Origin of the sequence: Streptomyces sp. NBC_01012, assembly GCF_045162755.1 — a bacterium.
GTDB lineage: Bacteria > Actinomycetota > Actinomycetes > Streptomycetales > Streptomycetaceae > Streptomyces.
In genome coordinates this window covers 197,835-218,130 of sequence record NZ_CP108688.1, presented here as the reverse complement: position 1 = coordinate 218,130, position 20,296 = coordinate 197,835, and the positions used below count along the sequence as shown (strand labels likewise).

Here is a 20,296-nt window from a genome sequence, read left to right as displayed (position 1 = left end):
TCCGGACACGTCAACCCGGGAGGGTGGTTGAATATTCCACTAAATTTTCGGCGTGGGGACCCGCACGCGATGACCGTACGGGATTAGGTTGTGCGCCATGAGCAATCTCGATCGCCAGGCCGTTCCCTCCGTCTGCGGGGGACGCGGCTTCGTCGTCGCCGAACCGGTACGTGAACTCCTCACTCCCCGCCGTGTCCAGCTCGGCGAATCCACCGAGGTGCGCAGGCTGCTGCCCAACCTGGGGCGCCGTATGGTCGGCGCCTGGGCGTTCGTGGATCACTACGGTCCCGACGACATCGCGGACGAGCCCGGGATGCAGGTGCCGCCGCACCCGCACATGGGCCTGCAGACGGTCAGCTGGCTGCACGACGGTGAGGTCCTGCACCGCGACAGCCTGGGCAGCCTCCAGCAGATCCGGCCGCGCGAGCTGGGTCTGATGACGTCCGGCCGTGCGATCAGCCACTCCGAGGAGAGCCCCAAGCCGCACGCCAGGTTTCTGCACGGCGCACAGCTCTGGGTGGCCCTGCCCGACGCCGACCGGCATGTCGAGCCGCATTTCCAGCACCACACCGATCTGCCCACCGTCACCGCCCCGGGCCTCAGCGCCACCGTGATCCTGGGCGAACTCGACGGTGCGGCGTCGCCCGGCAGGTCGTACACCCCGATCGTCGGAGCGGATCTGACCCTGACCGAAGGCGCCGAAGCCCGGCTGCCGCTGGACCCGGACTTCGAGTACGCCGTGCTGTCGATGTCCGGCGAGGCCCGGGTCGACGGTGTCCCGGTCCTGCCCGGATCGATGCTCTACCTCGGCTGCGGCCGCACCGAACTGCCACTGCGCGCGGACTCCGACGCCGGGCTGATGCTGCTCGGCGGTGAGCCGTTCGAGGAGGAGATCGTCATGTGGTGGAACTTCGTGGGCCGGTCCCACGAGGAGATCGAGGAGGCCAGGCGGGCATGGGCCGAGGGCTCCCGCTTCGGTGAAGTGCACGGCTACGACGGCGGCCGGCTCCCTGCTCCCGAACTGCCGCCCGTAGCGCTGAAGCCGCGGGGTCGGGTGCGCTGACGTGGAGTGATGTCTTCTTCGGCGCCCCGCTCCCCGCCGCGCCGAGCTGTACCGGCCGGATGTCCCGGACCTCACGAACCCCGTCCGGCCGGTGCCGCTGTCCCTGCTCCACATGGGCAGCATCGTCAACCCGCAGCGCGACCTGCACGCCCTGCCCATCGCCCTCGTCAGCTCGACCACCGGCGAGCCGCGTCCTGGTGATTCCTCCCGGGTTCACGGACCGGTGTCCATGTTCGTGTTCATCGTCCTGCGCTTCGACTTCGCGATGACCGCGCACTACGGCCGCAAGAGCCTCAAGCGGCTTACTCCGCAGCCCGCTTGAGCCAAGCGCATTCCTCGGCCCCGCCCGGCCCGGCCCGGCCGCCCCGGTCCCGCCCCCGTCCCGCCTCGGTCCCGCTCCGGCGGAGAGCTATGTCACACACAGTGAAATGAATATCGTTTTCATTCTGTGTATGGTTCTCATCTAAGCGAACGCCCCACCTTGGAAGGCACTGATGACTCTGTTCCCGGGGCGCGCCCCCAGGCGCGTCCGTCGCGCATGCTCGCTGCTGGCGCTGGGAGGTGTGCTCGCACTGGCGGTCACCGCACCGGCAGCGGCGGCGACCGGTCCGGCCGGTCACCGCACGGTGTTGGGTGCGGGTCAGCACGTCGACGCCGTGTACCCGGTGATCAAGGGCGACGATCTGACCATCCGTTCCCTGACGGACGACGGTGAGGCCGACCCCGACGACCTGGCCCTGCACATACCCGACACCAAGACCTCTCGCATCGAACTGCCGGAGGAGTACGCCTTCCTCGGTGAACCGGGCTCCGAGGCATGGATCAGCCCGCAGACGCAGGACACGTCCGTGGTCTGGCCGGGCTGGTCCTTCGAAGGCATCCCCAACGGCAAGCTCAAGGGCACGGTCAGCATCGACTTCGAGGGTTTCGCCTATGCCGGTGAAGCGAAGTCACCCACGTTCGCCGTCACTCAGCCCGGCGGGTTCGGCAACAAGAAGGTCAGCCAGCTCATAGTTCCCGGCTCGGCCTTCAGCAGTGTGTCGGGAGAGGTCGGCTCGCACACGCACGCCAACTGGCTGTTCACCGAACAGGGCACCTACGACATCGATTTCAGCGTCCACGCCACGCTCGCCGACGGCAAGGCTCTGGAAGACACCGCCACCGTACGTTTCATCGTCGGTGATGTGCCCGATGAGCAGAAGGAACCCGCACCTCAGAAGGTCCGCCATTACAGCGAGGACGCCGAAGGGCTGCTGATCACCCCCAGCAAGGTGGACGCCGAGTACTTCGTCGGGCAGACCATCGATCTCACCGCCTCCTCCGGCAAGGCCGAGGAGGACTCCGCATACCGCTGGTACGTCAAGAAGGAAGGCGAGAGCGACTACTCCGAGGACCCGGAGCAGCAGGCGGCGGTCTACACCACGAAGCCGGACCGTGTGCTCGACGGTACGCAGGTGTACGCGGAGCTGCTGAAGGACGGCAAGGCCGTCGAGAAGTCCGAGCCGACCACCGTGCACGTACGGGCGCTCGATCCCACGACGCAGCTCACCGTGACCGCTGACAGGAAGACGTACCACAAGGGGGACACGGCTCACTTCACGTCCGCTCAGAACCCGAAGACCGACGACGAGCACTACCACTGGTACCTCAAGCGGCCGGGCGAGAGCGCCTACGAGTGGATCGAGGAGTCCCGGCTCGCCGACCAGGAGCTCCCGGTGACGGCCGGCCTCGACGGCGCGCAGGTCCTGGCGCGCCTCTTCAACGCCGACCACGCCGTGCTCGCCGAGTCCGCACCCCTCACCCTGTCCGTGGACGCGGGTGACGAGACGTCTGCCGTCACCGTCGGGGTCGATCAGGACACCGAGCAGTACACGGCCGGTGCGAAGGCCTCGTTCACCGCGGAGGTGAGCAACGCGCCGAAGGGCCACTCCGTCTCCTGGTCCGTGCGCCAGAACGCGGAGAACCCCTTCACCGAGATCGCCGGCGCCCGGGGCGCGACGATGGAGCGCACCGTGCCCGCGGACTGGAACGGCGCCCAGGTCCTGGCCACCGTCAAGGACGCGGACGGAAAGGTGGTCGCCGAGGGCACCGTGCCGGTGCTGAAGGTGAGTGGGGCCAAGAAGTCCGGCGCCCAGGGGGCCGTGGCCTCCGATCAGGAGCGGTCCGATTCGTCGAGCACGGCCGTCCTGTGGACGGGAGCCGGCGCCGTGGTCGTCGTCGCGGCTCTGGCCGTGTGGTTCGTACTCAGGCGCAAGAAGGGTACGGCGGCGGAGACTGCCGGCGACCCGCAGTAACAGACAGGTGTCGCTCGCCCCCGCGCGGCAGGCGACCCGACACAGCGGCAGGACGACCACCGTTCGTTCGGCCCAGCAGTTCCTTCTCTCCCGGGCAGCGCCGGGTCCGTCCCGGCCCGGCGCTGCCTCCTGCCACCGGAGTTGTTCCCCATGCGTGTGCCCCGACCGGCGACGCGGGCACTGACTGTGCTCGCCGTGCTCGCCGTGACCGTAACCGGATGCAGAGGTCACGCCCGATCGGGCGCTGACGAGGACCCGGACGCCGCTCTGCGGGTGGTGACCACGACCGAGATCCTGGCCGACCTGGTCCGGCAGGTCGGCGGTGACCGGGTCCATGTCGACTCCATCGTCCCGTCGGGCGGTGATCCGCATTCGTACGAGCCCACCCCTGCCGACGCGGACGCGGTGTCCCGGGCCGATGTCACCTTCACCAACCATCTCCTGCTCGAGGAACACGCGCTGATCAAGACGATCGACTCCAACGCGCGAAAGGGCACGCCGAACGTGTCGCTCGCCGAGGCATCCGAGACCTACGGCGCCCACGTCATCCCGCTGGTCGAAGACATCGGTCTGGATGTCATCTGGCTGGGACTGCGGGTCAAGGGAGAAGGCGAGGAACGCGGTGCGACCCGCTCCTCCGACGTACAGCTCTCCGCGACCGGCCTGGAGGGGCCCGGGGAACTCAAGGGCTATCTGACGGAGTCACTTGGCCGGCCGAACGTCTACTTCGACTCGGCCGACGGCTTCACCGCGAAGGACACCGCCTCTCTGCCCCCGGCCGCCCATACGCACCTGAACTGGGCCTTCACCAAACCCGGTGTCTACAGGCTGACCCTTGAGGCCAAGCTGAAGAACGCGGGTGCGAAAGCGGAACCGGTCGGAAAGGGCACGTTCACCTTCGCGGTGGGCGTCGATCCGCACACCGTCGCCGGATCCGGGGACACCGTTCTCGACGACGGACACAGCGATCTGACCGTGAACATCGACTCGGGCCGGATATCGGTCTTCACCGATTCACGCACCGAGGGCGCGGAGCAGGAGGAGATCCCTCCGGGTGACGTCGTCATAGACGTGCCCAACCGGGCGCTGGACAAGGTCCCGTCGGGGAAGCAGTTCTCGTTTCTCGGCGAGCAGGGCGCGGAGATCTACCAGCTTCCGCAGGCGGTTCTGGGCAAGCACGTGCACGGTGAGATCGACCCGCACCTGTGGCAGGACGCCGAGAACGCCAAGGCCTACGTGCAGTTGATACGCGACACCTTGACGAAGGAGGACCCGGAGGGCGCCGAGACCTACGGCGCCAACTCCCGCTCCTACGAGGGTGAGCTCGACGACGTGGACGCCTACATGGCGGACCGGATCGGACGCATACCCGCCGAGAGGCGGCAACTGGTCACCACCCACGACGCGTTCGGCTACCTGAAGGACGCCTACGGTGTGTCGATCGCCGGCTTCGTCGTGCCCAATCCCGCTCAGGAACCGAGCGCGGACGACGTGCGGAAGCTGACCCGCACCATCAGCAACCTCAAGATCCCGGCCGTCTTCATGGAACCCAACCTCGTACAGCGCGCCACAGTGCTCAACCAGGTCGCGGAGGACCAGAACGTCCAGGTCTGCACGCTCTACGGCGACGCCTTCGACGACGACGTGCGGCACTACACCGACATGATGCGCCACAACGCGGATGAGCTTCTGTCCTGCCTCGGAGGCGAGAAGAAGTGACGAGCACCGCACTGCGACACACCGCCAGGGCCCTGAGCGCGGCCGTCTGCCTCACCCTGTCCGCGGCGCTCCCCGCAGCGGCGGACGGCGCCGCCGAGTCAGAAACGGCCACCGGGCGCACGGTCATCAGCACCGGACATGTGGACATCGGACCGCGCTTCGCGGAGGACGGCTGGACCGTTCAGATCCACGACGGCACGGCACACCCCGCGGTGTGGCGTGACACGGACGATGTCGTCCTCCAGGTCGGGGACCCGGCGAGGATCGAGGCCCCGGGTGGTGAGGAGTTCGGCTTCCTCGGCGATTCCGGCGACGACGTCTGGGTGCTGCCGCAAGCGCAGCAGGAGGGTGTGGTGTGGCCGGGCTGGAACAGCCAGGACGCGGAGGTGACCGCGTCGGTGGTACGGGAAGTGACGTGGGAACTGACCGATGTCACCGGGCCGGGTGACTTCGTACTGTTCCTCAACGGTGCCTTCGGCACGCCGGAGACCGTGTTCGACAGCACCGCGCGGTTGCCGCAGGAGACCGGGATCGACGTCAACACCCATGTGCACGGCAACTGGGCGTTCACCGAGCCGGGCACCTATCTGCTCGACATGCGGATGAAGGCGACGACGAAGCAAGGCAGGACGTACGACAGCCGCAGGACCCTTCACTTCTCCGTCGGTCCCCAGGACCCGGAGAAGGCCTTCACTGCGAGCGACTCCGCCGGCAGCGACGAGGACCGGAAAACCCGGAACAGCCCCGCTCACGCGCGGACGGACGGCTCGCCGGACAGCCCTGGTTCCTCGACGGCGCTGTGGTGGGGCATCGGGGCAGTGGCCCTCGTCGGGGCCACCGCACTGATCGCCGTACGACGCAGACGAAGCAGACGACGCGGCGGCCGTGAGGAACCTGCTCCCGCCGCAGAGACCGATGCCCCCGCCGCGGGGAAGGGAGAGACCGATGAACCGGCCTGAGACCACGGACGCGCCCGCACTGCGGGTACGTTCCCTCGATGTCGAGCTGGGCGGACGGATCGCCCTCGACCAGGTGGAGCTGACGGTCCGTACCGGCGAACTCGTCGGTCTGATCGGCCCCAACGGCGCCGGAAAGACCACTCTTCTGCGTGCGGTACTGGGGCTGCTCACCCCTCGGAGCGGCACCGTTCTGCTCGACGGCCGGCCCGCGGACCGGGCCAGGGGCGAGGTGGGGTACGTCCCCCAGCGCCATGAGTTCGCCTGGGACTTCCCCCTGTCGGTGGAGAAGGCCGTACTCACCGGACGCGTCCATCGCATCGGCTGGCTGCGCCGGGTCGGGCCCGCTGACCGCGACGCCGTGAGCGAGGCGCTCGAACGGGTTGCCATGACCCATCTGAGGCACCGCCCGATCGGTGAACTCTCCGGCGGACAGCGTCAACGTGTGCTGGTGGCCCGTGCCCTGGCGCTGAAACCCACACTGCTCCTTCTCGACGAGCCGTTCACCGGCCTCGACGTCCCCACACAGGAACTGCTGACCTCACTCTTCGAGCGCCTGCGCGAGGAGGGCAAGGCACTGCTGATGACCACACACGATCTGGCCGCCGCCGCGGACATGGCCGACAGACTGTGCCTGCTCAACAGGACAGTGATCGCGGACGGGCCTCCGGACACCCTGCGGGACTCCTCCGTCTGGCTGCGCGCCTTCGGGGTGGCCGGCTCCGACCAACTGCTGACGTCCCTGGGAGTGACGAAGTGAGCGCTGTCATCGACTTCCTGGCCGACCCGTGGCACCACCTCTTCATGCAGCGTGCCTTCGCTGTGGCCGTGATGTGCGGCGTGGTCTCGGGCGTCGTCGGAGCACATGTGGTGCTTCGCGGCATGGCGTTCATCGGCGACGCGGTGTCCCACTCGGTCTTCCCCGGGGTGGCCATCGCCTTCGTCTTCCAGTTCAACCTGGTGGTCGGCGGCGCGGTGGCCGGGCTGCTGACAGCCGTGGCCGTCGCGGTGTTCTCCCAGAACCGGCGCCTGAAGGAGGACACGGTCATCGGCGTCTTCTTCGCCGCGGCCTTCGGACTCGGCATCGTGATTCTCAGTACCGCGCCCGGTTACAGCGGATCACTCGAGTCCTTCCTCTTCGGGCAGATTCTGGGCATCAGTGACGAAGACGTCACCACGGTCGCGGTCATGGGATCGGTGCTGCTGCTGGTCGCAGCCGCGGTGCACAAGGAACTGGTCACCGTGAGCCTGGACCGGGAGACCGCCCGAGCCGCCGGGCTGCCCGTCTTCGTCCTGGACATCGTCCTGTACGCCCTCGTCACGGTGACCGTGGTGATCTCCTTGCAGGCGGTCGGCAACATCCTGGTCCTCGCCCTGCTGATCACACCCGCCGCGTGCGCACGTCTGCTCACCGACCGGATCGGCGTGATGATGGTGCTGGCGCCGGTCATCGGTGGTGCCTCGGCCGTGACGGGTCTGTACCTGTCGTATGCCTTCAACCTCGCGGCCGGTGGGCTGATCGTGCTCGTCGTCACGGCCGTGTTCATCGTCTGCTGGCTGTGCGCGCCCCGGCACGGCCTTCTCATGGGCGGAAGCCGCCGCAGGAAGGCCGGCCAGGGCGCGGAAGCGGACGCGATCTCCAACGACACGGCGGAGTCGCGGGTCACAGCCACGGCCGGACCGCGTGACTTCCCTACGCGTCCCTGAGCTCGGGCGGCAGCGCGGCGACGGGTACGTTCTGGAACGCCACGGGCCGGCGGAACCGTCGGACCGCCGCGGTGCCGACCGAGGTGGTGGTGGGGGCGGTCGAAGCGGGCCAGGGGCCGCCGTGCTGCTGGGCGTCGCTGACGGTGACTCCGGTGGGCCATTGGTTCCAGATGACGCGTCCGGCGTACCGGGCGAGCAGGCCCAGCATCCGTAGACCGTCCTCGTCGTCCGTACGGCCCGCCTGCACGGTTCCGGTCAGAGTGCCTTCGAGTCCGGCGAGGGCGGCGTCGATCTCGTCCGGGGACCGGTAGCCGACGACGAGGGATGCCGGTCCGAAGACTTCCGTGGTGATGAGCGAGGGGTCGGACCGTACGGCTTCGGCGGTGGTCCGGAGGATGACGACGTCAGGCCGTCCCTCCCCGCCGGGGGTGCGCTGCGCGATCTCGACGCCGTCCCTGGCGGAGAGTTCCTGGAGGGTCTGCGCGTAGCCCGTGCTGATGCGCTCGTTGAGCATGGGTCCCGCGGTCACCGGAGGAAGCGCGGCGAGGAACTGATCGGCGTCGGGGACGAAGATCACGCCCGGCTGGGTGCAGAACTGTCCTGAACCCATCGTGCAGGACTGGGCGAAACCCGTGGCGATCTCCTCGGGACGCTCGGCCCACCCGGCGGGGGTGACGACGACCGGATTGGTCGAGCCGAGCTCCCCGTAGAAGGGGATGGGGTCGGGACGGGCGGCCGCCAGGTCGTAGAGGTGACGCCCGCCCCGCGTGGAACCGGTGAACCCGACGGCCTTGATACGACGGTCCTGTACGGCGTCCGCTCCGGCCTGCTCGCCTTCGACGAGCTGGAGCAGGTCAGGCGGTGCGCCGGCGTCCCCCAGGGCCGTCCGCGCGGTGACGGCCGTGAGCCGGGACAGTTCAGGGTGACCCGGGTGGGCCTTGACGACCACGGAGCAGCCCGCTGCCAGGGCGCTGGCGGTGTCTCCTCCGACGACGCTGAAGGCGAAGGGGAAATTGCTCGCGGCGAAGACCAGCACCGGACCGAGGGGGACGGTGGTGCGTCGGATGTCGGGTCGCGCGCCCATCGGCCAGTCGGGGTCGGCGTGGTCGATGTGGATGTCGTCCAGGGCGCCCGTGGAGAGCCGGTCGGCGAACAGCCGGCACTGGAAGGTGGTGCGCCGTAGTTCTCCGGAGAGGCGGGTGTCGGGGAGATGCGACTCGCGTTGCGCGACCGGCAGGAGGGTGTCAGCCGCCGCGTCGATGGCGTCCGCCACGGCGGACAGCCAGCGCGCCCGCTCGGCGGGTGTGGCTGTGCGGGCCTCGTCGGCGGCTGCGCGGGCGCGGTCCAGGACGGCGTCGAGCGGCGGCCCCGCAGGGCCTTCGGACGACGTGCCAGGGAAAGGGGACGGAGAAACGGTGTCGGTGGCGCCCGTTGACGGCGGGGCGCCGGGTATGTCGGTGCTCATGACGGGCCTCGAAAAGGGTCAGGTGACGATGGAGTGGGAGGCCATGTCGGCCAGCGTCCACTCCTCGACTTCGACTAGGTGGAGTGCTGCGGCTTCCTGCGCGCCCGGGACGTCCCGGGCGGCCATGGCGTCGAGAATCTCCAGGTGGCGCCGGGTGGAGCCGGCCAAGCGGTGCGGGCCGGTGGCGCCGAGGACGCGCAGCCAGTAGACGAACGGCTCGACCGACTCCCGGGCCGTGATCAGCCGCGTGTTGCCGGTGGCCGCGATGATCTCCCGGTGCAGACGGGTGTCGCTGGCGAAGAACGGTTCGTAGTCGCCTCGTTCGGCGGCGCGCATCGCCTCGACGGCCTCCTCGCGCAGATCGGTGATCTGCTCGGCCGGCATCGCCTCAGCGGCGACGCCGGTGGCGAGCCATTCGAGGGCCTTGCGCAGCTGGCACACCTCGTGGACGTCCTGGCGGGACGGCCGGGTGACGAAGGTGCCCGACCTGGGGCGGGTCTCGACGAGGCGGTCGTGTTCGAGGCGCACCAGCGTGTCACGCACGGGGGTGCGTGACACACCGAACTCGGCGGCGATGGCCTGCGGATCGATCCGCGAGCCCGGTGCGTACGCTCCGGTGGTGATCCGTTCGCAGAGGATCGAATAGAGCTGTTCGGAGATCGACTCCACGACCAGGGGGCTGCTCCCGCGACGGCCGCGGGCGGACGTGGTGGCCACGGTGCTCTCTCTCTGCTCTTCTCGGACGCGTCCTTCCCTGGACGCGCATTCCCTACGGATCACGATCGCTGTTCAGTCGATCAGGTTAGCCGCTCGGAGGGCGGTCCTGATGCGATCGCGCTCGGCCTCGGTGGCGGGCTTGAACGGCCGGCGGGGCAGTCCGGGGGAGCGGCCCAGCAGTTCCAGGGCGGCCTTGAGGGTCGCGGGCAGGTTGGGGGCGTCGATGGCACGCCAGACCGTGAGGATCCGCTCGTGGAGTGCGAGGGCCGTGGTGTGGTCGCCTGCCTGAACGGCGTCCCACAGCTCGACACTCAGCCTGGGTGTCACGGTCGGGATGGCGGCGAGCGCACCGTGGGCGCCCATCACGAACGCCGGGTAGTGCAGGTCGTCCAGGGCGGCGAGCACGGTGAAGCGGTCGCGCAGCCGGTGCAGCAGATCGGCGAGGAGATGGATGTCGCCGCCCGACTGCTTGACGGCGACGACCTGCGGAACGGCGGACAGCATCTCGATCGTGTCCACGGGGACCAGAGCCCAGGGGACGACGTTGTAGAGCACGATCGGCAGGTCGGTGGCCTCACCGATCTCGCGGTAGTGCGCGACGGTCTCCTCGGGCGACGGTGCGAAGACGTAGTGCACAGGCGTGACCTGGAGTGCGTCGACCCCGGCTTCCTTCAGGGCGAGCGAGTAGCGCTTGGCCTGTGCCGTCGAGTTCTGGATGACACCGCCGATGACCGGGACCCGGCCGGCGACCTCGTCGACGACGACCTCGCAGATCGCCACGCTCTCCTCCAGCGAGAGGGTCTGTCCCTCGCCGGTGCTGCCGCAGGCGCAGATGGCCGTCACGCCCTGGGCGAGCAGGTACGTCACCTCGCCCCGCAGCAGGTCCAGATCGACCTCGTCGTTCTCGTCGAACGGCGTCACCACGGTGGAGATCATCCCGCCGAGCTGTATGTCCTTCACGTGTCCTCCTGGGGTATTGCCGCACACAGACTGCGAATGTAATGTCTGATGCATCAGACATTAGCATGCGGTCCCGTCAGGAGTACCGTCGCAATCCGGACACCACCGGCGTCCCCCGAACGGCGACGGAAACCGACCGCATCACCCCGAGCCGCCATCGCAATGGAGCGAGCATGCCCGCACCGGCCTCCACCCCTCGATCAAGGGCGTCCCTGCGTAAGGTCGTCACCGCGAGCGCACTGGGCACCACCGTCGAGTACTACGACTTCACCCTCTACGCGACGACCGCCGCACTGGTCTTCGACAAGGTCTTCTTCCCCGACGCGTCACCTCTGGTCGGCACGCTGGCCGCCTTCGCCACATACTTCGTCGGCTACGCGGCCCGCCCGCTCGGAGGGATCATCTTCGGCCACTACGGTGACCGCATCGGACGCAAGAACGTCCTCATCACCACCATGCTGATGATGGGACTCGGTACCTTCGCGATCGGCCTGCTGCCCTCGTACGACAGCATCGGCATGGCCGCGCCCCTCCTCCTCGTCCTCATCCGCCTGATCCAGGGGCTGGGCATGGGTGGCGAGTACGGCGGCGGTGTCCTCATGGCCCTGGAGTACAGCCCGCCGTCGCGGCAGGGCTTCTTCACCTCGCTGGTACACATCGGAACACCGGCCGGTGTCCTCATACCGGTGGGTCTTGTGACCGTCCTGGACAGCACGCTCCCTTCGGGGTCCTACGACTCCTGGGCCTGGCGACTGCCCTTCCTGGCCAGCATCCTGCTGGTCGGTGTCGGCGTCTGGATGCGCCTGCACGTCACCGAGAGCCCCGAGTTCGTCAAGATGCGGGAGGACCGCGAGGTCCAGAGCCTGCCGGTGCGCGAAGTCCTCACCCGCCGCACACGCACGGTCGTCCTCTCGGTGCTCGCCAAGATCGCCGAGAGCGGTCTGTTCAACATCTACTACGTGGTGGCCATCACCTACGTCACCGCCGAACTCGACCTGCCCAAGGGGCCGGTGCTGCTCGCCGTCCTCATCGCCTGTGCCGTCGAGTGCCTCACCCTGCCGCTCTTCGGCGCACTCTCCGACCGCATCGGCCGCCGCAAGGTGTACGTCGCGGGCGCCCTCTTCCAGGCCGTCCTCGCGCTGCCCTTCTTCCTGCTGATCGAGACCGGACAGTTCTGGGCGTACGCCGTGGGCATGACCCTCGGGCTCGGTATCGGACACGCCGCGATGTACGGGGCCCAGGGCGCGCTGTTCTCCAATCTCTACCCGGTCGATGTCCGGTACACCGGCCTGTCGGTCACCCAGCAGTTCGGCGCCACCCTCGGCGGCGGCCTCTCCCCGCTCATCGGGACCGCGCTGCTGTCCCTCGGCGGCGGCCACTGGTCCTGGCTGATCGTCTACTGCGTGGCAGTCGCCTTCGTCTCCGGCCTCGCCGCCTCCCGTCTCCGGCAGGGTGAGGCCGGAGCCACCCCCGACCTCGTGCACCGCCCCGCAGGTCCCGAAAGGACGCAGGTCTCGTGAACCACCTCTTCCTGCCCGCCGACCACGCCGTCGAGCACGCCCTGAACGGCCTGGCGCTGTCCCATCCCGGTCTGCTGCGGCTCAACGAGAACCCGCTGTACGTCGCCGCCCGTGAGAGGCACCCCGCCCGGCGCGTGGGCCTGGTCTCCGGCGGAGGCTCAGGCCATGAACCACTGCACACCGGCTTCGTCGGCTCCGGAATGCTGGACGCCGCCGTACCGGGACGTGTCTTCGCCTCCCCGCACAACCGTCAGGTCTTCGAGGCGTCCCGGGACGCCGCCGGTGCGGGCGGGGTGCTGCACATCGTCAAGAACTACACGGGCGATCGCATCAACTTCGGCATCGCGGCCGAGCGTCTGCGCGCCGAGGGCATCCCCGTACGACGGGTCCTCGTCGACGACGACCTGGCCACCGAAAGCGACGAGACGGCGACGGGACGGCGCGGCACGGGCGCGACGGTGCTGGTCGAGAAACTGCTCGGCGGGGCGGCCGATGCCGGCCTCGGCCTCGATGAACTCGCCTCGCTCGGTGCCGAGTTCGCGGCAGCCTCGCGTAGTGTCGCGGTCGCATCCCGCGCCCAGACCTCCTTCTCCCGCGGCGGAGAGGCCTTCCAGCTCCCCGACGGGACACTGGAGTACGGCGTCGGGATCCACGGCGAACGTGCGGTCTCCACCCTGGAGCACCCCGGATTCGAGCCGCTGGTCGACCGGATGACCGGGCAACTCCTCGACGCCCTGCCGCACACGACCGGCTCCGTGCTGCTGCTGGTCAACGGCCTCGGCGCGACCACCCTCCTGGAGCTCCACGCGATCCACTCACGGGTCACCGCCCTGCTGGAGAACCGTGGCCTGGAGGTGGCCGGACGACTCGTCGGTACCTTCGTCCCCGCCCTGGACATGAGTGGCTTCTCCCTCACGCTCACCGCGCTGCGCGACGACTGGCACGCCCACTGGCACGCCCCTGCCCGCACCCCTGCCTTCCCCGTCACGGAGTCCGCCCGATGAGCAACGACGCCCTGCCCGTCCTGACCGCCTTCGCCGAGGCGGCCCGTACCGCCCATCCGGCCCTCACCGCCCTCGACCAGCTCTCCGGAGACGGCGACTTCGGCGACAACCTGCGTGACGGACTCGCCCTCGTGACCGCCGCGCTGGCGGACCGGCCGGCCGAGCCGCCGTTCACCGTGGCCGCCGCGGTCTTCCTCGACGAGGTGGGCGGGACCAGCGGTCCGCTCATCGGCCTGCTCTTCCAGGAGCTCGCCCATGCCCACACCGCGCACCCGGAGGACGAGCAGGAGGCCTGGCGGGTCGGTGCACGGGAGGGGCTCGCCGCGATCCAGCGCGTAGGTGAGGCCGAACCCGGCGACCGAACCCTGGTGGACACCCTCGCCCCGGCCCGGGACGCCCTGGAAGCGGGAGCCGGCCCGGGAGGCGTGGCCGATGCCGCGCTGGAAGGAGCCCGCGCCACCGCCGCCCTCCGCGCTCGCAGGGGCCGCGCCTCCTACGTCGGGAACCGGGCCATCGGCTCTCCCGACCCCGGCGCTCTGGGAATCGCGCTCCTCTTCTGGTGCCGCGCGCGGGTCGCGGGGGTCGCTCCGGGGGAGTTGACCGACCACCTGCACAGCGCCGACGCCACCGGTGAGGTGCAGGACGGCCTCGTGCGGGCGGCCCCACAGACCGGCTCCTGACCTCGGTCGGTACTTCCCGCGCCCCCGGCTGTCTCGCGACCCGCCGACGAGTCTCCGGCTCAGCTCACTGGGTACCGATGTGCTTCCGCAGCTCCGACAGCACGCTGCGAGCGGCTGTGGGCCCGGTGTTGAGATAGAACACGTCGTCGTCGACCGGGAGTGCGGTCTTGTCCGACACCGCCTGAAGGGTGGGCCACAGTGGCGCTTCGAGGAGTGATGTCGCCTTCTTGTCGCCACCCTGGACTCCGTAGAAGAGCCAGTCGGCATCGGCTCGGTCGAGCTTCTCGTTGCTGATGTCCTCGGACGTCTTGTCGAACTGCTGGCTCTCGGGCCTCTGGAGGCCGGCGTCCTCGGCGATGCTGCCGGTGAAGGACGGCACCCCGAAGACACGCAGCCGGTTGCCGTTCATCCGCAGGAACGAGACCGTGGTGGGCTTCTTGAGTTGCTCGCCCAGGGCCGCGGCGTCGGAGTGGAACGTGTCGAGGAACTTCTGGGCCTGCTGCGTCCTGCCCACCGCGTCCGCGAGGAGGAGGAAGTCCTGCTTCCAGTACAGACCGGTTCCCTGTGTGGCGACGGTCGGGGCCAGTGCGCTGAGTGACTTGTACAGGCCCTTGGCGTCCTTCCCGGCGGTGTTCATCAGGATCAGGTCCGGCTTGATGTTCGCGATGGACTCGAGGCTCGGCTCGAAGCGCGATCCGACGTCGGCGACTGCCGCGAGCTGCTCGGCGTCGGCGCTGAACGCTGTCCTGAGATACGCGGGGACGAGGTCGGCGCCGTCACCGCGCGTGGAACCCGCGGGGACGACCCCGAGGGTGAGCAGTGCGTCGGCCTGGCCGGTGGAGATGACGACCACCTTCGCGGGAGCCGTCTTGAGGGTCGTGCTGCCCTCGAAGTGCACGACGGTCCGCGGGAACTCGCCGTCCTTCTTCCCGCTGCCCATACCTGCGGGGATCGAGCGGGGTGCTGTGTGGACGGTGCCCGACGTACCTTTCGAACCACTGCTGTCGGCCGCAGTGTTGTCCGGAGTGCCGCCGGAACAGCCGGCCAGTGCCAGGAGGGCACCGAGGCAGGTCGCCGAGATGAGCCGCGGACGCCATCGGTGGTTGAATCTACTCATAGAAAGTAGCTTAGGCTTACCTAAGTGGTGCGCTTGTCCGGCCGGCTGGTGGGCTGCATCACATATACGCCATGAGGGATATTTCACTGCACTGTCGAAGAGAACAACACCTGTGAAGAACCACCTTGAGCCGCCGAAGGCTCAATTGTCCGGGCCGACGACACCGGCACCCCGGGGCACCCACCGGGAGCGGCATGCCGGACGCGTGGTGGGGTGGTTCGTCTGTGTGTCCCTGGTGGCCGTACTGGCTTCGGTCAGTCTGGCGGTCGGCTCGCGGACCATCCCTCCGGACGGTGTGTGGAGAGCTCTGAGCGGCCACGGCAGCGCGGCGGAGACAGCCGTCGTCTGGCAGTTGCGTATGCCGCGTACCGTCCTGGGATGTGTCGTCGGTGCGGCGCTGGGTGTGGCCGGCGTGGTGATGCAGTCCCTGACCCGGAATCCGCTGGCGGAGCCCGGTCTTGCGGGCGTGAACGCGGGAGCCTCGTTCGCGGTGGTCGTTGCCGTCTCCCTGTTCGGTGTCACACAGACCTCCGGCTACGTATGGTTCGCCTTCGGCGGCGCGGTCATGGCGGCTCTGGCCGTCCACGGGCTCACACGGCGCAATGCCGCCGGACAGCACACGCGACTCGTGCTGGCGGGCGCTGCCGCGTCGGCCACCCTGGGCGCGGTGACCGGCATCCTCACGATGTTCGATACGGACGCCTTCGACTCGTACCGGTTCTGGGTGGTCGGAGCGCTGGAGAACCGGGGGACACCCGCGCTGGTCGCATCGGTGCCGTTCGTGGTCGTGGGAATCGCCCTGGCCCTGCCGCTCGGACCGGCGCTCAACGCCTTGGCGCTCGGTGAGGAGCAGGGCTCCGCGTTGGGACTGCGCACGGGCGCGGTCCGTGCCGCGGGTCTGATGTCGGTGATGCTGTTGTGCGGGGCGGCCACTGCCGCGGCGGGTCCGATCGCCTTCGTGGGACTGGTCGTCCCGCACGTACTGCGGATGATGCTCGGCCCCGACGTGCGGTGGCTGCTCGCCTACGCGGTCCCGGCCGGCGCGGTGCTCGTGCTGGTCGGCGACATCGTCGGCCGGGTGGTTGCCGGGCCGGGAGAGATCGAGGCGGGCATCGTGACCGCGTTCATGGGTGCGCCGGTCCTCATGTGGCTCGTCAACCGGAGCAGGAAGGGCCGCATATGAGTACCGGTGTCACATCCCGCGCAGCCCACCTGGTGTTGCGTCTTCCGTACGGCAGATCGGTGCGGCTCGCCCGCCGGACGTGCTGGGCCGGGGTGATCACCGCCGTGGCATGTCTCCTGGTGTGTGCGTCGGGTGTGTTCACCGGGACCTACCACATCACCACGGCCCGGGTGTTGGAGGTGCTGGGCGGCGGAGGCAGCGCGACCGACCGCTTCATCGTGATCGATCAGCGCGTGGCACGCCTGGCCGCCGCTCTGATGGTCGGTGCGTCGTTGGGCATGGCCGGTTCCCTGTTCCAGACACTGTCCCGGAACCCGCTGGGCAGCCCCGACATCATCGGCTTCACCACCGGCTCGACCACGGGCGCACTGACCATTCTGCTCGTCGGTGGCGGAAGCACGGGGATCGGGGCAGGCGGTGGCGCGGTGCTGGGCGGTCTCGCGACCGCTGTGCTCGTGCAGGTGATGTCCACCGCACGGGGAGGGGCCGGGGGCAGCCGACTCGTGATCACCGGTATCGCGGTGGGCTCGATGCTGGCCTCGGTGAACGACTATCTCATCACCCGTGCGGACACCGAGTCCGCGGAGAGCGCCAAGGCATGGACCTTCGGGAGTCTGAACGCGATCACATGGACGCAGGTGGCACCCGTGGCGCTTGCGTTTCCCGTGCTGTTGGTCGCGACGGCCCTGCTGGCGCGGCCTCTGCGGATGCTGGAGATGGGCGACGACACCGCGGCGGGCCTCGGGGTCCGGATCGCCCACGTGCGTACCGCTGTCCTGGTGGTGGGGGTCATGCTGACGGGCACGGCCATCGCGGTGAGCGGGCCGATCGGGTTCCTCGCGCTGGCAGCGCCTCAGCTGGCGCGGCGGGTCGGGCGCGTACCGGGCACTCCGGTGGCCACGGCGGCCCTGACAGGTGCGCTGCTGTTGTGCGCGGCCGACTTCGTGGCGCAGCGTGCGCTCGCTCCCTTCCAGATCCCTGTCGGCCTCGTCACGGGAGCGCTCGGGGGTCTGTACCTGATGTGGCTGCTGTGGCGGCAGGAGTGACAGCCGGGACGTGGAGGTGTGATCAGCTCGGGCGAAGGCGCCTGCCGCCGGTCCGTGGCCGGGACCGGCCCCCGCCGACTCGGAAGGCCTGTACGCCGATACGGGGTCAGGTACCCGAAACCTGCCCGGTGCGGGACGGGCGGGGCGGTGCTGTGCCGGCGCGGACGATGAACTCGACGGCGGGCAGGGCGTCCGGGGTGTGGGAGCGGCCCTCGACCTCGGCCACCAGGACCTGCGCGGCGGCGCGTCCCCACGCGGGGACGGACTGCCGGACGGTGGTGAGCGCGGGTGCCGTGTACGGGGCGAGCGGCACGTCGTCGAAGCCGACGACCGAGAGCTCGTCCGGGACGCGCAGGCCCCGGCTGACGGCCGCGGCGATCCCCGCGATGGCCATCAGATCGTTGGCGTGGACGATGGCGGTGGGTGGCTCGGGCAGATCGAGCAGCTCGTGGCTGGCGGCGGAGCCGCCCGCCCCGGTGAAGTCGGCAGCGACCAGGGGCCCTTCGGGCAGGCCCGCGTCGATGAGCGCATTCCTCCAGGCCGTGCGCCTGGTGTCGGTGTGGACGTGGCCCTCGCCGCCGCTGACGTGGCCGATGACGCGGTGGCCCAGCGCGCTGAGGTGGTTGACCGCACGACGTATCCCGGCCGCGTCGTCCACGCTCACGGAAGGCAGCGGGCTGTCCGCGCGGGCCGGCCCCACCAGCACTGCGGCCAGACCGAGTTGCCCGGCGAGCGCTGCCCGCACCGAAGGGTGTCGTGGCGTACGAGTCGGTCGACTCGCACGTCTACCTGCGGGCCAAGCTCGACGCCATCACGGTCGACTGAACCCGTTCGCCACCCACCCGCCCCGGAACGTCGAAGGCCGAACCACAGGCCTGCGTCAACGCACCTCGTGGGACAGCAGGGTGCCGAGCGGGCCGAGGTCCAGATTGAGGTCCTCGCGGCGCAGGCCGTGCAGCTCACAGAGTTGTGTCATCCGCTCGTCGAGGAGCATCAGGGTGGTTCCCACGCTCTCCTCCTGCTCCTCGGTCAGCTCTCCACTGTCGAAGCGGCGAATAGCCTGACGCTCCATCAACTGTCTGAGCAGCTCCACGACAGTGAGTACCAGCGAGGCCAGATCGCGGCCCGCGTTGTGCGGATCGATGTCCACCCGGGTGTCGTTCACAGGGGCCCGCTGTCGGCCCACGGCGCGGGGACGCGCTCGCTGACGGATGCCAGCAGGGCGTGAAGTGAGAGGCGGACCAGAGGCACGTCGGCGATGGCGATCACCAGATCTCCGCTGATGACGACGCCGGTGCCGAGCACCCTGTCGAGCAGATCGACCAGGGGGACGCCGATGGGGGCCGTGGCTTCCGGACCCTGCCACGGGACGGGGCTACGGGTGCTGTGCAAGATCTTCTCCGTCCGTGAACGAGTAGGGGGCCCAGGGCCCGGACACATCGATCTCGATGCCGTCGACATCCAGGGACGCGCGAAGCCGCCTCATCGTGTCCGTCAGCTCCGCGGTCCTTTCTTCGGCGATCAGACAGGCGGCGTTCATGACCTGGGTGCGGTCCTTGCCGGTCACCTCGGGGCCGTGTGGACGGCGCTGGACCGTACCGACTGCCAGATCCCGCAACGTACTGTCCACCCGCTCGGCTGCGGCGAGCGCGGCTTCACGGTGTGATTCACGCAGTTGCTGTCGGCCGCGCAGTCTGTTCATGTACGCACGGCCCGAGCGTTGGCGAGGCTCCGTCCCGGTATCCGGCGGAGGCGTCCCGTCATGGCCCGACGCTGCTGACCGCGCCAGGGTGTCGGAGTGTGTCATGTAGACCTTGACGGCCCACTCAGCCCGCCCGGTGATGCGTTCGAGCACCGCGCGAAAGCGATCCTGGTTCTCCCGAAGCGAGGTGCAGGCCCTCTCGTCATCGAGATAGAGCGTGGCCAGAGGCAGCGGGACCGCCGGACCGACCGAGGCGGCGGCGGTTACGACGTCATGGTGGGTACGCGCGCAGCGCTCGAGTTCGGCGGCATCCGCGAGCCGGTCACGCAGGGCCGCTTCGGAGAATTCCGCCGCAGGCACGTCCTGGACCACGGCGGACACCCCGCCGACCGTGAGCAGACGCAGCGGTCCACCGGAGGCATGTCCGTACGTGGTGGTGGCGAAGTCTCCGGGATGGTCGGCCCGGCAGACCGCGAAGACATAGGTGGTGGCAGAGCCGATGCGATCGGTCGACCCGAGTGGGTGGTGTGGAGTCACGGTCATCGGCGGGGCCACTCCCTTCCGCTGCCGGCGTGCTGAGAGCTGCTGACTTCCTGCGGTTCGTCGCTGCCCTCCAGGGCCTCGATCCGTTCGCGCAGCCGTGCGTTCTCCTCGGACAGGGCGTTGTGCGCGGCGCGCGAGGAGAGAGCGGGGTCGGTCTCCCACCAGTCGATGCCTGCCTTCTTCGCTGTCTCGACGGACGAAATGAACAGCCGTAGGCGAATGGTCAGCAGTTCGATATCCAGCAGGTCGATCTTGATGTCTCCGGCGATGACGATGCCCTTGTCCAGTACCCGTTCAAGGATCTCGGCAAGGTTGGCCGTTGCGGGCGGGTGCGACCGGGGTTCCGAGGCGGTCCAGGTGTTGAGTTCCGTCACGGTGTGCCTCCGGGGGCCGGTGTTTTCCTGTCGAGCATGTCCAGCAGTCGCTCCTCCTCGCGCTCGAACCGCGTGAGGTCGATCTCGCCGTCGTCCAGGGCGCGGTTCAGCTCGGCGAGCTGCGTGCGGATCACCGCCGGGTCGTAGAGCTCCGCCTCCGCCGCGTCGATGAGCCGGTCGGAGACCCAGACCACGCCGCGTACCGGAGCCAGGGGGAGGAGCAAGACACCGGAGAGCAGGCCCATG

22 protein-coding genes are annotated in these 20,296 nt (G+C 69.3%); 12 read left to right on the top strand and 10 right to left on the bottom strand.

Going from position 1 to position 20,296, the window contains the following annotated elements:
• Positions 1-97 precede the first annotated feature (97 nt).
• The 7 genes from OG623_RS00920 (at position 98) to OG623_RS00890 (ending at position 7,739) form a co-directional block, all read left to right on the top strand.
• On the top strand, positions 98-1,063 hold the full coding sequence (locus OG623_RS00920) for a pirin family protein (protein ID WP_406143363.1): 966 nt from the start codon (positions 98-100) through the stop codon (positions 1,061-1,063).
• A 112-nt stretch (positions 1,064-1,175) separates the two neighbouring features.
• Positions 1,176-1,385: a hypothetical protein gene (locus OG623_RS00915; RefSeq protein WP_406143361.1), complete on the top strand. Its 210-nt coding sequence runs from the start codon at positions 1,176-1,178 to the stop codon at positions 1,383-1,385.
• Positions 1,386-1,557: 172 nt separating this feature from the next.
• A complete protein-coding gene (locus OG623_RS00910; RefSeq protein WP_406143359.1) occupies positions 1,558-3,357 on the top strand; it encodes a choice-of-anchor M domain-containing protein in 1,800 nt (599 codons plus the stop codon).
• 276 nt (positions 3,358-3,633) lie between these two features.
• Positions 3,634-5,076 (top strand): anchored repeat ABC transporter, substrate-binding protein, encoded by a 1,443-nt coding sequence (locus tag OG623_RS00905; protein ID WP_406143358.1) that lies wholly within the window; start codon positions 3,634-3,636, stop codon positions 5,074-5,076.
• The gene (locus OG623_RS00900; RefSeq protein ID WP_406143357.1) at positions 5,073-6,035 is read left to right on the top strand and encodes a TIGR03773 family transporter-associated surface protein; all 963 of its coding nucleotides are present in this window, start codon (positions 5,073-5,075) and stop codon (positions 6,033-6,035) included. Before OG623_RS00905 ends, OG623_RS00900 begins: the two co-directional genes overlap by 4 nt.
• Positions 6,022-6,792: an anchored repeat-type ABC transporter ATP-binding subunit gene (locus OG623_RS00895; RefSeq protein WP_406143356.1), complete on the top strand. Its 771-nt coding sequence runs from the start codon at positions 6,022-6,024 to the stop codon at positions 6,790-6,792. Before OG623_RS00900 ends, OG623_RS00895 begins: the two co-directional genes overlap by 14 nt.
• A complete protein-coding gene (locus tag OG623_RS00890; RefSeq protein ID WP_406143355.1) occupies positions 6,789-7,739 on the top strand; it encodes an anchored repeat-type ABC transporter permease subunit in 951 nt (316 codons plus the stop codon). The genes OG623_RS00895 and OG623_RS00890 overlap by 4 nt, the downstream gene beginning before the upstream one ends.
• On the opposite strand, the gene OG623_RS00885 is transcribed toward OG623_RS00890, so the two are convergent.
• The 3 genes from OG623_RS00885 to OG623_RS00875 form a co-directional block, all read right to left on the bottom strand.
• Positions 7,726-9,204, bottom strand: a complete 1,479-nt coding sequence (locus tag OG623_RS00885) for an aldehyde dehydrogenase (NADP(+)) (RefSeq protein WP_406143353.1) — start codon at positions 9,202-9,204, stop codon at positions 7,726-7,728. The two genes, OG623_RS00890 and OG623_RS00885, sit on opposite strands and share 14 nt — an antisense overlap.
• 18 nt (positions 9,205-9,222) lie before the next feature.
• Entirely contained in the window at positions 9,223-9,921 is a 699-nt protein-coding gene (locus OG623_RS00880) for a GntR family transcriptional regulator (RefSeq protein WP_406143352.1), read from the bottom strand.
• A 72-nt stretch (positions 9,922-9,993) separates the two neighbouring features.
• Positions 9,994-10,881 carry a dihydrodipicolinate synthase family protein gene (locus OG623_RS00875; RefSeq protein WP_406143351.1) on the bottom strand — a complete coding sequence of 296 codons (888 nt, stop codon included), beginning with the start codon at positions 10,879-10,881 and terminating at the stop codon, positions 9,994-9,996.
• Positions 10,882-11,054: 173 nt separating this feature from the next.
• Between OG623_RS00875 and OG623_RS00870 the strand changes: the two genes are divergently transcribed.
• The 3 genes from OG623_RS00870 to OG623_RS00860 are packed head-to-tail and all read left to right on the top strand — an operon-like array spanning position 11,055 to position 14,085.
• Complete coding sequence (locus OG623_RS00870; protein ID WP_406143349.1) at positions 11,055-12,401, top strand: MFS transporter; 1,347 nt, start codon at positions 11,055-11,057, stop codon at positions 12,399-12,401.
• Complete coding sequence (locus OG623_RS00865) at positions 12,398-13,405, top strand: dihydroxyacetone kinase subunit DhaK (protein WP_406143347.1); 1,008 nt, start codon at positions 12,398-12,400, stop codon at positions 13,403-13,405. The genes OG623_RS00870 and OG623_RS00865 overlap by 4 nt, the downstream gene beginning before the upstream one ends.
• Positions 13,402-14,085: a DAK2 domain-containing protein gene (locus OG623_RS00860; RefSeq protein ID WP_406143346.1), complete on the top strand. Its 684-nt coding sequence runs from the start codon at positions 13,402-13,404 to the stop codon at positions 14,083-14,085. The genes OG623_RS00865 and OG623_RS00860 overlap by 4 nt, the downstream gene beginning before the upstream one ends.
• Positions 14,086-14,149: 64 nt before the next feature.
• On the opposite strand, the gene OG623_RS00855 is transcribed toward OG623_RS00860, so the two are convergent.
• On the bottom strand, positions 14,150-15,202 hold the full coding sequence (locus OG623_RS00855) for an ABC transporter substrate-binding protein (protein ID WP_406143345.1): 1,053 nt from the start codon (positions 15,200-15,202) through the stop codon (positions 14,150-14,152).
• Positions 15,203-15,314: 112 nt separating this feature from the next.
• On the opposite strand from OG623_RS00855, the gene OG623_RS00850 reads away from it, so the two are divergent.
• Both OG623_RS00850 and OG623_RS00845 read left to right on the top strand, forming a co-directional pair.
• Positions 15,315-16,385, top strand: a complete 1,071-nt coding sequence (locus OG623_RS00850) for a FecCD family ABC transporter permease (protein WP_406143343.1) — start codon at positions 15,315-15,317, stop codon at positions 16,383-16,385.
• Entirely contained in the window at positions 16,382-17,431 is a 1,050-nt protein-coding gene (locus tag OG623_RS00845) for a FecCD family ABC transporter permease (protein ID WP_406143341.1), read from the top strand. The genes OG623_RS00850 and OG623_RS00845 overlap by 4 nt, the downstream gene beginning before the upstream one ends.
• A gap of 106 nt (positions 17,432-17,537) precedes the next feature.
• On the opposite strand, the gene OG623_RS00840 is transcribed toward OG623_RS00845, so the two are convergent.
• The 6 genes from OG623_RS00840 to OG623_RS00815 all read right to left on the bottom strand — a co-directional run bounded on the left by OG623_RS00840 (position 17,538) and on the right by OG623_RS00815 (position 20,295).
• Positions 17,538-18,131, bottom strand: a complete 594-nt coding sequence (locus OG623_RS00840) for a LacI family DNA-binding transcriptional regulator (RefSeq protein WP_406151616.1) — start codon at positions 18,129-18,131, stop codon at positions 17,538-17,540.
• Between the two features lie 180 nt (positions 18,132-18,311).
• Complete coding sequence (locus tag OG623_RS00835; RefSeq protein WP_406143339.1) at positions 18,312-18,596, bottom strand: gas vesicle protein K; 285 nt, start codon at positions 18,594-18,596, stop codon at positions 18,312-18,314.
• The gene (locus tag OG623_RS00830) at positions 18,593-18,823 is read right to left on the bottom strand and encodes a gas vesicle protein (RefSeq protein WP_406143337.1); all 231 of its coding nucleotides are present in this window, start codon (positions 18,821-18,823) and stop codon (positions 18,593-18,595) included. The genes OG623_RS00835 and OG623_RS00830 overlap by 4 nt, the downstream gene beginning before the upstream one ends.
• Positions 18,807-19,676, bottom strand: a complete 870-nt coding sequence (locus tag OG623_RS00825) for a GvpL/GvpF family gas vesicle protein (protein ID WP_406143336.1) — start codon at positions 19,674-19,676, stop codon at positions 18,807-18,809. Before OG623_RS00825 ends, OG623_RS00830 begins: the two co-directional genes overlap by 17 nt.
• Positions 19,673-20,050 carry a gas vesicle protein gene (locus OG623_RS00820; protein ID WP_406143334.1) on the bottom strand — a complete coding sequence of 126 codons (378 nt, stop codon included), beginning with the start codon at positions 20,048-20,050 and terminating at the stop codon, positions 19,673-19,675. The genes OG623_RS00825 and OG623_RS00820 overlap by 4 nt, the downstream gene beginning before the upstream one ends.
• Positions 20,047-20,295, bottom strand: coding sequence for a gas vesicle protein GvpG (locus OG623_RS00815; RefSeq protein WP_406143332.1), 249 nt, complete (start codon positions 20,293-20,295; stop codon positions 20,047-20,049). Before OG623_RS00815 ends, OG623_RS00820 begins: the two co-directional genes overlap by 4 nt.
• Position 20,296: the final 1 nt, after the last annotated feature.